Below are 11,256 nucleotides of genomic sequence, written 5' to 3' on the forward strand. Positions count from 1 at the left end.
TGCCCAGGCACAGCCGTACCGAGGCGGTAGCCAGCAGGCTCAGCGCGGCGGTGCTGCAGGTGACGGTGAAGGTGGTGGTGGTGTTGGTGACGCTGGCCGCGCCGTTGGTGATGGTGCCAAAGGCGAGGGTGACCGGCGTGGTGACCACGCAGTTGGTGTCGGCGCGCGCGGTGCCGCAACCGAACACGCCAAGCACGGCGATCAGCAGCAGGGCCGCCGCACGGATCACGGCGAGGCCCTGGCGCTGCAGCGCAGGGGGCCCAGCTGGCGCGGGTGCGGCTCGCCGCCGGAGCGTGCCTGCAGCGTCACCGTGCACCGGCCGCGCGCGGTGACCACGCGCAGGGTGGCGGGCAGGACCACGTCTTCCAGATAGGTCTGGCCGTCGTAGCCGACGATCGCCGTGCGCGCGTCGGGCAGGTGCACCACGCTGCCCGGCGGTAGCGGCTGGCCGTTGTCGTCGTGCAGAACCACGCTGAGGGGATGGGTGCGCCGCAGGCCGAAATCGACACCGATGCCGGCGCTCTGGCGCGGGGTGACCCAGCGGTCTACCTCGGCTGCGCGGATGTCCGCCGGCAGGTCGAGCGTGTCGATCGACAGCCGGTTGCGCTGCCAGGACAGCAGCGGCGTCACCAGCAGCAGGCCGTTGCGGTCGGTACTGCCGATCAGGCGGTTTTCCAACCGCACCGGCACGCCGGCGAAGCTGCCGGTGGAGACCACGGCGAAGGCATCGGGCACCTCGCGTGCGGCGAACACGTGCCCGCCCATCCAGACCAGGCTGCCGCTGGCGCTGGCATAGCCGTAATCGGTATCGCCCTGGCGCGAGTAACCCAGGGCGTAACGCCCGACCCGGTTGAGCCAACCCACCTCGGCCAGGCCGCCGCCGCCATCGTCTCCGCCACGCGCCTGCACGCGCCAACCTACGCCGCCCTGGCTGCCGTCGCCCGGCACCGGCTGGGACAGGTCGGCCACGTAGGTGGTGTTCTCGCCATTGCGCTGGGTCGACACGCTGGCCTGGCGGTTGCGCCCCAGGGCGGCCGCCAGCGACAGGTAGATGCTGCGGTCCTGGCGGTCATCCAGGTTCTGGTTGACCGAGAGATACGTGGACCAGCGCCGCCCCAGGTTGGCCGACCAGAACAGGCTGGCGTAGCGGTTGTCCTCACCATCGCGGTAGCGCAGGCGCAGGTAGCTGGCACTGATCGCCCCGGCTCCGTCCAGGTTCACACCCAGGGTGGCCTGTTCGCTGATCTGGGCGGGCAGGCTGTCCTGCAGCGCGCCGAGGTCGCGGTAGTCGCCGTGGGTGCGTCGGCTGGACAGGTTGACGTTGAAACGGCGGTTGTTCCAGCTGTATCCCAGCCCGTACTGGCCGCCTTCCCGGCCATCCTGGCGGCTGTGCACGTACGCTGCATTGATCACCCCGGCGGCGCCCAGCAGCCACCAGCCGCCGGCGCCGGCATTGCCCACGCCGCCGCCGCCCTCGGCATGCAGTTCGGCGGTGAAGCGGTCGCTGACGCCATAGCGCCAGGTGCCGCTGGCCACGGTCTGTGCGTCGTAAGCGAAGGAGCGGATGCCGTAGTCGCGGCGCATCCGGCCGACGCCGAGCGACCCGTCCGACAATCCCTTTGCAAGCAGTTGCTGGGTGCCGTAGAAGGCGAAATCCAGCGTCTGGATGCGGCCGAACGCATCGGTGATCACCACCTGGGCATTGCCGGTGCCGTTGATGCCCGGCTGCGCGGCCAGCTGGAACGGGCCGACCGGCACCTGGCCGTTGTACTGGCGCAAGCCGTCGACATACAGCTCGACGTTGGAGGGCACCACCGCTTCGCCGAGGAAGGTCGGCGTGGGGGTCAGCAGGCGATAGGGCTGAAGGCCGTAGTTGCGTCCGATCTGGATGCCGCCCATCCGCACCGGCCGGCTCCAGTCGACGAAGCCGCTGTAGAAATCGCCCACGGTCAGGGTCAGCGCGGCGTCGGGGAAATCCAGTTGCCAATGGGTATCCAGACGCACGCTGTCGGTCCGCCAGCCTTGTTGGGGCACTTGGTAGGTGCGCTGCACGGTGCTGTTTTCCAGCACGCCATTGCCGAGCCCGAACACGCGCAGTTCGCTGGTCAGCGCCAGGTTGCCGCCGGCCTCGTTGTGGCTGCCGTAGAGGTCATAGTTGAGCAGTGCGCCTGGCGAGGCCGACGCATGGGGCGTGGTTTCCTGCGCGCGCTCCAGCCGGGTGGTCGGCAGGGCGAGCTGGTCCAGTGGCACATCCAGCGACAGCGTCTGCAGCGAGGCGTCATAGCGCAGCACTACGCCGGCCAAGAGGTCCAGTGGCACCGGCGCATCGCCCTGTGCCGGAAAGCCGAGTTGCCGCAGCGTGGCCGGCGTGGCGAACAGACGGCCCAGTTGCTGGGTGAAGGGCAGCAGTCCCCGGGGTGCGCGGTTGAGGGTGACATCCAGATAGAGCGTCTGCGCGGCCGTCAGCGGGGTGGGCGCCGGCAGCACGGCGTCGCCGGACGCGCCCGAGGCGTCCAGCCCGCTTTCTGCCGCGTGGATCGTCCATGGCAGCAGGCTGGCGCTGAGCAGCATCCGCGCGCAGGCCTCAGCGAGCCGGTGGCGCGGCGGGCAGTGGCGTCTGGGCCGACTCACCATTGATCCTGGCCATGAAGGTGGCACCGGCCAGTCGGGCCGGGGGGAGATCCAACGGCCAACGCATGGTCTGGCCGCCAAGCACGTAACCGAGCAGGCCCGGATGTACGGTCTGCGGGCGTTCGGCGCTGCCGATGGCCAGATCGGCAAGTTGTGCGTGGGTGCCACCGGCGTTGCTCACTTCCAGTGCGGGCCGGCCATCGTCCAGGGTGATCTGCCGCGCCTGCAGTTTGGGCGGGGTGGTATCGAGCGGCTGGACGAACACCGGCAGCGAATAACGCAGCACGAACTGCATGCCGGTGCGGCCCGGATCCAGGGTCGGCAGTTCGTCGACGATCACCCGGTACGCCAGCTGCTGCGACGGCGCCTGCGGGTCACTGCGCACCACCCGCACCAGTTGCTGCTGGCCGGCGGCCAGCGATTGCATCGGCGGGCTCACCTGCAGGTCCCCGGTGGGGGTGAGCTGGTCCTGACCGCCCTGCTGCTGCCAGCGATAGACCCGCACCTGCACCTGCACCGGCGCGGTGCCGCTGTTGCTGATCCACAATGCGTCGGCGTTCTGCCGGGGGCCCAATTGCAGGGAGGTGGGCGCCACCTGCAGGCTGGCGGCCAGGCTGGTGCTGCAGGAGAGGACAGACAGGGCGCAGGCCAGTCCCAGGCGCCGCCAGGGGCGGACCCGTGCGGTCATTGGCATGGGCTGCCCTCAGTAGGAGATGGTGGCGGTGACCGTGTCCTGGTAGTTACCCGTCGCGGCGTTGTTGACGCTCGGGTTGGCGATCTGGCCGTACACCGTGTACGGCACGGCCAGACCGGTGCCGATGCCGGCCACCGTGTTGGTGCCGGTAGTGGCGCCCCAGACATTGGCGTGCCCGGCGTCCTGGTAGAGCTGGTAGCCGACGAAGTTGTTGGTGGTGACCGCCGCGTTGGTGTTCTTCATGCGCCGGGTGGTCACGTCATTGGCGGTGCCCGCGTTGGAGCCGGCATTCAACGCAATCGTGTAGGGGGTCAGCGCCGAGCATTGCGCGGTGATCGTGCCCTGGGCGTTGGACGGGGTGGTGGCGGTGGACAGGGCCGAGCCGAAGTCCACGTCGGTGGCGGCCGCGGCCGTGATCGTGCAGGCCTTGGTGATGATGATCTTGACGTTGAAGGTGGTGGTGTCGGCCGCCAGGGCCGGTGCGGCCAGGCTGGCCAGCGCCACGCACATCAGGGTAGGACGGAGAAATCGCACGGGCATGCTCCTTGGACTGGGTCCTTACATGAACAAAACGATGCTGCCGATCGGTGTTGCGGTGTATTCCCGGTTATAGGATTGGTGTTGTGCGCAGCCCGTGAGATTTGAAGAAATCTATGGGCGTTTTCGGCAAGATCGCGAAATGTGTGATGAGTGTCGCCTAAGTTCAGGTTCGTGAGGGCGCCCCCTCGCCCAAACCCCGGCTGTCGGCGTTCCACCGATCCCGTTCAGATTGGCCGCCGGATCGGCGATAATGGCGGCTATGAGCGTGAATCTGAAAACCCCCGAGGAAATCGAACTGATGCGCATCGCCGGCCGCCTGRCCAGCGAGGTGCTCGACATCGTCACCCCGTACGTGAAGCCCGGCGTGACGACCGAAGAGCTGGACCGCATCTGCCACGACCACATCATCAACGTGCAGAAGGCCACGCCCGCCAACGTCGGCTACCGTGGCTTCCCCAAGACGGTCTGCACGTCGGTCAACAACGTGATCTGCCACGGCATCCCCAGCGAAGCCAAAGTCCTCAAGGACGGTGACATCGTCAACATCGACGTCACCGTGATCAAGGACGGCTGGCACGGCGACACCAGCCGCATGTACTACGCCGGCACGCCGTCGACGATGGCCCGGCGCCTGGTCGACACCACCTACCAGGCGATGTGGGCCGGCATTCGTGCGGTGAAGCCGGGCGCGACGCTGGGCGACATCGGCCACGCGATCCAGAGCCTGGCGGAAGGCGAGCGCTTCAGCGTGGTACGCGAGTACTGCGGTCACGGCATCGGCAAGGTCTACCACGACGAGCCGCAGGTGGTGCATTACGGCCGTCCGGGCCAGGGTCTGGTGCTGCAGCCGGGCATGACCTTCACCATCGAACCGATGATCAACGAGGGCACCCGCTACAACAAGGTGCTGCCCGATGGCTGGACCGTGGTGACCAAGGACCGCAAGTTGTCGGCGCAGTGGGAGCACATGATCGCGGTCACCGAGACCGGCGTGGACGTGCTGACCCTCTCGCCCGGCGAATCGCAGGTCTGAGCATGTTGCCGGCGAGCCCGATCCTGGACGCGCCGGCAGCGTCCGTCACCGACCTGGAATGGTCGGCGCTGGCGCGGCAATCGCTGCAGCAGACCGACGCGCGGCTGTACCGCCGCTTCGACCAGGGCGACAACATCGAGCGCCTGCTGGCGTTGCGCGCGCGCGCGGCCGACCACCTGATCCGGCTGGCCTGGCAGCGTTGCCTGCCGGCCGGCAGTGGCCTGGCGCTGTTTGCCGTGGGCGGTTACGGGCGCGGTGAACTGTTTCCGCGTTCGGATATCGACCTGCTGGTGTTCGGCGAGCCCGGGCACCAGCGCCAGCACGAATCCAGCCTGGCGCGACTGTTTGCGTTGCTGTGGGACTGCGGGCTGCCGGTCAGCCACGCGGTGCGCTCGGCGGCCGAGTGCATCGATGCCAGCGCGGATCAAACCGTGATGACCGCGCTGATCGAGTCGCGGCCGCTGCTGGCCGATGAGGCGGCACGCCTCGCGCTGAAGGCGGCGGTCAACACCGACGACCTGTGGCCGCCGCGCGAATTCTTCCTRGCCAAGCGCGACGAGCTGCTGGCCCGCCACCAGCGCTTCGGCGACACCGCCGACAACCTGGAGCCGGACATCAAGGACGGCCCGGGCGGGCTGCGTGACCTCAACACGCTGGGCTGGATGGCACTGCGTGCCTTCGGCGTGCGCGACCTGGAAGCACTGGTCGGGCTGGGCCATCTCGGCGCGGACGAAGCGGCCGCGCTGAAGCGCGAGCGCTGCGCGCTGGCGCGGCTGCGCTTCGGCCTGCACCTGGTGGCCAACCGGCCGGAGGAGCGTCTGCGCTTCGATTACCAGAAGACGCTGGCCACGCGCCTGGGCTTCGAGGACGACCTCGAAAGCCTGGCGGTGGAAAAGATGATGCAGGGCTTCTACCGCAGTGCCAGCGTGGTGCGGCGGATCAGCGACCGCCTGCTGCAGCGGTTCGAAGAACAGTTCGATGGCGAGGCGGTGCCCGAACCGGTCAGCGTGGGTTTCTCGCTGCGCCGTGGTTACCTGGCCGCCAACGACGCGGCGTKGCCGCAAGGCGACATCGAGCAGGTGTTCGCACTGTTCTCCAGCTGGGCCTACAACCCGGACGTGCGTGGCCTGCATTCGCTGACCGCGCGCGCGCTGGCCGAGGCGCTGCCGGAGCTGGCGGCGTACACCGAGGCCAGCGCTGCCGCCCGCGAACAGTTCCTGGCCCTGCTGCGCAGCCCGCGCGCGGTCGACACGCTGGCGCGGATGGCGCGCTTGGGCGTGCTGGGCCAATGGATTCCCGCATTCGCGCAAGTGTCCGGGCGCATGCAGTTCGATCTGTTCCATGTCTACACCGTGGACCAGCACACGCTGATGGTGCTGCGGAACATCGGCCTGTTTGCCAGCAGTCGCGCCGACGAGCGCTTCTCGATCGCCCACGAAGTGTGGCCGCGCCTGCGCAAGCCGGAGCTGCTGCTGCTGGCCGGGTTGTTCCATGACATCGCCAAGGGCCGCGGCGGCGACCATTCCGAACTCGGCGCGGTGGATGCACGCGCGTTCTGCCAGGCGCTTGCGCTGAGCAGTTCGGACACCGAACTGGTGGCCTGGCTGGTCGAGCAGCACCTGCGCATGTCGATCACCGCGCAGAAGCAGGACATCTCCGATCCGGACGTGATCCATCGCTTTGCCACGCTGGTAGCCAGCCGCGACCGGCTCGATTACCTCTACCTGCTGACCTGCGCCGATATCGCCGGGACCAGCCCGAAATTGTGGAACGCCTGGAAGGACCGGCTGCTGGCCGACCTGTACTTCGCCGCGCGGCGCGCGCTGCGCGACGGGCTGGAAAACCAGATGCCGGCCGCCGAGCGCGTGGCCGAAGCGCGCGAGTCGGTGCGCCAGCTGGTGCGTGAGCGCGGCTACGACGACGCCACCATCGAGCGCCAGTTCACCGTGATGCCCGATGAGAGCTTCATCCGGCTTCGCCCCGAGCAATTGGCCTGGCAGGCCGCTGCACTGGTCCCGGTGAAGCAGGGTCAGACCCTGGTCAAGGTGCGTCGGATTACCCCCGACGACCAGGCACTGGAAGTGTTCGTGCATTCGCCCGACCGCGATGGCCTGTTCGCCGCGATCGTGATGACCCTGGACCGCAAGGGCTACGGCATCCATCGTGCGCGCGTGCTGGACGGCCCGGTCGACACCATTTTCGATACCTTCGAAGTGACCCCGGCCGACAGCTTCGCCGATGGCGACGCGCTGCGGCTGGAGGCGGCGCTGCGCGAGGCACTGGCCGGCGACCTGACCCGGCTGCGTCCGTCACGCCGGGTGATCCCGCGCCAGCTGCGGCATTTTCGCTTTGCCCCGCGCATCGAATTCCGCGATGGCGGCGATGGCAGCCATGGCACGCGTTTCAGCCTGGTCGCGCCCGACCGTCCCGGGCTGCTGGCCGACGTGGCCTTCGTGCTGCGCAACCAGCGCCTGCGCGTGCATGACGCGCGCATCGCCACCTTCGGCGAGCGCGCCGAAGACATGTTCGTGATCAGCGACGAACACGACCACCCCCTTACCGAATCCGCCCGGCAGCAGCTGCACGATGCGATGCTCGCCTGCCTGGACCCTGATCGAAACGCCGGAGACCCCCACTGATGGCCACCAAGCCTGCCAAGAAGACCGCTGCCAAGACCGCAGCGGCCAAGAAGACTGCTGCCCCCAAGGCCGCGCCTGCCACCAAGCCGGTGGCAGTGAAGAAAGCCGCGGCGAAGAAAATGCCGGCCCCCAAGGTCGTCGCCACGCCGGCTGAAAGTGCGGCCAAGCGCAGCGCCAGCCGCGATGCCACCATCGCCCGCAAGTCGCTGCGCAAGCCGGCCACCCCGGGCGTGGAAGAACTCAAGTTCGGCATCGAAAGCGCCTTCGAGCGCCGTGCCACGCTGACCCTGCACGAGCTGGAAGGCTCGACCAAGCCGCTGGTCGGCCGGGTCATCGATGGCCTGGAAACCGGTGAGTTCCGCGTCGCCGAGCCCGATGGCCACGGTGGCTGGAAGGTCAACGAATGGCTCAAGAAGGCGGTGCTGCTGTACTTCCGTGTGAACGACATGGCGGTGGTCGACGCGCGCCCGGCACCGTTCTGGGACAAGGTGGAATCGCGCTTTGCCGGCTTCGATGAAGCCAAGTTCCGTCGCGCCGGCGTGCGCGTGGTGCCCGGTGCGATCGCCCGTCGCGGCAGCTACTTCGGCAAGGACGTGGTGCTGATGCCGAGCTTCACCAACATCGGCGCCTACGTGGGCGAGGGCACCATGGTCGACACCTGGGCCACCGTTGGTTCGTGCGCGCAGATCGGCAAGCACTGCCACCTGTCCGGCGGCGCCGGTATCGGCGGCGTGCTCGAGCCGCTGCAGGCCAGCCCGACCATCATCGAAGACCATTGCTTCATCGGTGCGCGTTCGGAAGTGGTGGAAGGCTTCGTCGTCGGCCACCACAGCGTCATCGGCATGGGCGTGTTCCTCGGCCAGAGCACCCGCGTCTACAACCGCGCCACCGGCGAAATCAGCTACGGCTCGGTGCCGCCGTACAGCGTGGTGGTGTCCGGCCAGCTGCCGTCCAAGGACGGTTCGCACTCGCTGTACTGCGCGGTGATCGTCAAGCAGGTCGATGCCAAGACCCGCAGCAAGACCAGCGTCAACGACCTGCTGCGCGGCCTGGCCGACTGAGCCCTGCCATGACCACGACCGTCTACGGACTGAAGAACTGCGACACCTGCAAGAAGGCGCGCAAGTGGCTGGACCGCTTCGAGGTGGCGCATGCCTTTGTCGATTACCGCGACACCCCGCGCAGCCCGGAGACCCTGGTCGATTGGGCCGGGCAGGCCGGTGGTTTCGCCGCGCTGGTCAACAAATCCTCGACCACCTGGCGGCAGTTGCCGGAGAACCGCAAGGCGGCCGCCTCCGATGCCGAATGGAAACTGCTGCTGCGCGAGCATCCGCAGCTGATCAAGCGTCCGGTGGTGGTCACCGGCGATGGCGTGATGACCCAGGGCTTCTCGGACAACGGCTTCAAGCAGCGCTTCGGAGTGGGCGCGTGAACGATGTGCTCGCGCTCACCTGCGACCTGATCGCGCGGCCGTCGGTGACACCCGACGACGCCGGTTGCCAGGCCCTGCTCGCCGGGCGCCTGGCGCGTGCCGGCTTCCAGTGCGAACACCTGCGCCTGGGCGAGGTCGACAACCTGTGGGCCACCCACGGCAGCGGTGCGCCGGTGCTGGTGCTGCTCGGCCACACCGACGTGGTGCCCAGTGGACCGGTGGACGCGTGGCATAGCGATCCGTTCGACCCGCAGATCCGCGATGGCGTGCTGTACGGACGCGGCGCAGCCGACATGAAGGGCAGCGTGGCCGCTTTCGTGGTGGCTGCCGAGCAGTTCATTGCCGCCCATCCGGACCACCCCGGCACGCTGGCCGTGTTGCTGACCAGTGACGAGGAAGGCGATGCCATCGATGGCGTGCGCCGTATCGCCGGGCTGTTCCGCGAGCGCGGGCAGTCCATCGACTGGTGCATCACCGGCGAGCCGTCCTCCACGGCGGTGCTGGGCGATCTGCTGCGGGTGGGGCGGCGCGGCAGCCTGTCGGCAACGCTGACGGTCAAAGGCGTGCAGGGCCATGTGGCGTACCCGCACAAGGCACGCAACCCGATCCACCTGGCTGCGGCGGCGCTCGCCGAATTGACCGCACGGCAGTGGGACGACGGCTACGAGAGCTTCCCGCCGACCAGCCTGCAGGTGTCCAACCTCCACGCCGGGACCGGGGCCAACAACGTGATCCCGGGCGAGCTGCAGGTGCTGTTCAACCTGCGCTACAACCCGCACTGGGACGCGCCGCGGTTGGAGCAGGACATCGCCACGCTGCTGGATCGGCACGCGCTGGACTACACGCTCAAATGGCATCGCAGCGGCGAGCCGTTCTACACCCCTGAAGGCACGCTGCGCCGCGTGGCGCGCGAGGTGCTGGCCGAGTTCGCCGGTGCCGCGCCGGAGGAAAGCACCGGCGGTGGCACTTCCGACGCCCGTTTCATCGCACCGCTCGGTGCGCAGTGCATCGAAGTGGGGCCGGTCAACGCCAGCATCCACCAGGTGGACGAGAACATATCGGTCGCCGACCTGGAAAAACTGCCGGCGTTGTACCTGCGCCTGATCGAGCGCCTGCTGGCCTGAATCCTGCCGGTAGTGCCGGCCGCTGGCCGGCTTGGGTGACCGTCGCGGTTGCCGAGCATGGCTCGGCACTACCCGTTAGCCAGAAACCCGGCAGAGCCAAGCCATGCTCGGCTGCCTTTCACCAGAAACCCGGTAGAGCCGAGCCACGCTCGGCTGCCTTTCGCCAGAAACCCGGTAGAGCCGAGCCACGCTCGGCTGCCTTTCGCCAGAAACCCGGTAGAGCCGAGCCATGCTCGGCTGCCTTTCGCCGGGTGCGCGCGAGGTCCTCAGACCGAAGGACGCGCCGGCCAACGGCCGGCCCTGCCGGGTTGCAACGGGCGTTTACGCCACGATCAACCCGAACGCCGCCAACGCCGCCGCGGCCTGGCGCTGCGAAATCACCGCTTTCTTGAACAGCTTGGCGTCCATCACGTTGAGCCCGCTGATGTCCGTTCCGCGCAGGTCCGCGCCCTCGAAACGCGTCAATCGGGTCTGCGCGTTGCGCAGGCTGCCGCCGTTGAACACCGCATCGCGGAAATCACAGCCGGACAGCTCCGCATCGGAGAAATCCATCCCGTCCAGCTGCGCCTTGCGGAACGACAGCCCGCGCAGGTCGGCACTGACCAGCAGGCAGTCGCGGAACTCCAGCGCCCAGCCGGTTACTTCCTGCAGGTGCGCGCCGGTCAGTTTGCAGTCGGCGAACTGCACCGAGGACAACGTCGCACGGCGCCAGTGGCTGTTGTTGAGGTCGCAGTGCGAGAAGCGCGCATCGCTGAGCAGCGCCGAGCTGAAATCGCACTCGGCACCCCGGCATTTGCTCCAGCGGCTTTCCTCCAGCGAGGCGGCCAGCCAATTGGCACCGGTCACCGAGCACTGGTTGAACTGGACGCCATCCATGTCCAGCCGCGAAAAATCGCCGCCATCGAAGCGGCAGGATTCAAACGTGGCCGCACGCGGATGTGCGGCGATGATCGCCTGCATGCGCTCACGGTGGATGGTCTCGTCGCGGAAGATGACGTTGCTCATGCGTTCCATTCTGGGCGATATGCAGAGCACAGGGCAGCCTTGTGCAGTGCCCGGGAGTGTGTACAGCGTCAGCGACCCAACGTAGCGCCGACCGTTGGTCGGCTGTTCCCGACAGCGGGACGAGAGGCCGGGCACATGTCGGTGCCACGGGCGCTATT

The 11,256-nt window shown here is 68.2% G+C and carries 9 protein-coding genes and 1 pseudogene; 5 read left to right on the forward strand and 5 right to left on the reverse strand.

Annotated features, from left to right (window positions below; genetic code table 11):
• The 4 genes and pseudogenes from ACXJKH_RS07995 to ACXJKH_RS08010 all read right to left on the reverse strand — a co-directional run.
• A pseudogene (locus ACXJKH_RS07995) lies at positions 1-229 on the reverse strand (Csu type fimbrial protein); the annotation flags it as partial.
• Positions 226-2,571, reverse strand: a complete 2,346-nt coding sequence (locus ACXJKH_RS08000; RefSeq protein ID WP_457319031.1) for a fimbria/pilus outer membrane usher protein — start codon at positions 2,569-2,571, stop codon at positions 226-228. The gene ACXJKH_RS08000 and the pseudogene ACXJKH_RS07995, both read right to left, overlap by 4 nt.
• Before the next feature lie 13 nt (positions 2,572-2,584).
• Positions 2,585-3,319, reverse strand: a complete 735-nt coding sequence (locus ACXJKH_RS08005) for a fimbrial biogenesis chaperone (protein ID WP_457319032.1) — start codon at positions 3,317-3,319, stop codon at positions 2,585-2,587.
• A gap of 15 nt (positions 3,320-3,334) precedes the next feature.
• The gene (locus ACXJKH_RS08010) at positions 3,335-3,865 is read right to left on the reverse strand and encodes a Csu type fimbrial protein (RefSeq protein WP_256777376.1); all 531 of its coding nucleotides are present in this window, start codon (positions 3,863-3,865) and stop codon (positions 3,335-3,337) included.
• A gap of 259 nt (positions 3,866-4,124) precedes the next feature.
• Between ACXJKH_RS08010 and map the strand changes: the two genes are divergently transcribed.
• The 5 genes from map to dapE are packed head-to-tail and all read left to right on the forward strand — an operon-like array spanning position 4,125 to position 10,093.
• Positions 4,125-4,898 carry a type I methionyl aminopeptidase gene (gene map / locus ACXJKH_RS08015; RefSeq protein WP_457319033.1) on the forward strand — a complete coding sequence of 258 codons (774 nt, stop codon included), beginning with the start codon at positions 4,125-4,127 and terminating at the stop codon, positions 4,896-4,898.
• A 2-nt stretch (positions 4,899-4,900) separates the two neighbouring features.
• Positions 4,901-7,537, forward strand: a complete 2,637-nt coding sequence (locus tag ACXJKH_RS08020; protein ID WP_457319026.1) for a [protein-PII] uridylyltransferase — start codon at positions 4,901-4,903, stop codon at positions 7,535-7,537.
• Positions 7,537-8,598 (forward strand): 2,3,4,5-tetrahydropyridine-2,6-dicarboxylate N-succinyltransferase, encoded by a 1,062-nt coding sequence (gene dapD, locus ACXJKH_RS08025; protein WP_457319027.1) that lies wholly within the window; start codon positions 7,537-7,539, stop codon positions 8,596-8,598. Before ACXJKH_RS08020 ends, dapD begins: the two co-directional genes overlap by 1 nt.
• A gap of 8 nt (positions 8,599-8,606) precedes the next feature.
• Positions 8,607-8,969 carry an arsenate reductase gene (locus ACXJKH_RS08030; RefSeq protein ID WP_457319028.1) on the forward strand — a complete coding sequence of 121 codons (363 nt, stop codon included), beginning with the start codon at positions 8,607-8,609 and terminating at the stop codon, positions 8,967-8,969.
• Complete coding sequence (gene dapE / locus ACXJKH_RS08035; RefSeq protein ID WP_457319029.1) at positions 8,966-10,093, forward strand: succinyl-diaminopimelate desuccinylase; 1,128 nt, start codon at positions 8,966-8,968, stop codon at positions 10,091-10,093. The genes ACXJKH_RS08030 and dapE overlap by 4 nt, the downstream gene beginning before the upstream one ends.
• A gap of 321 nt (positions 10,094-10,414) precedes the next feature.
• On the opposite strand, the gene ACXJKH_RS08040 is transcribed toward dapE, so the two are convergent.
• Positions 10,415-11,098: a pentapeptide repeat-containing protein gene (locus ACXJKH_RS08040; RefSeq protein WP_457319030.1), complete on the reverse strand. Its 684-nt coding sequence runs from the start codon at positions 11,096-11,098 to the stop codon at positions 10,415-10,417.
• Positions 11,099-11,256: the final 158 nt, after the last annotated feature.

The organism is Stenotrophomonas sp. P5_B8 (assembly GCF_054049855.1).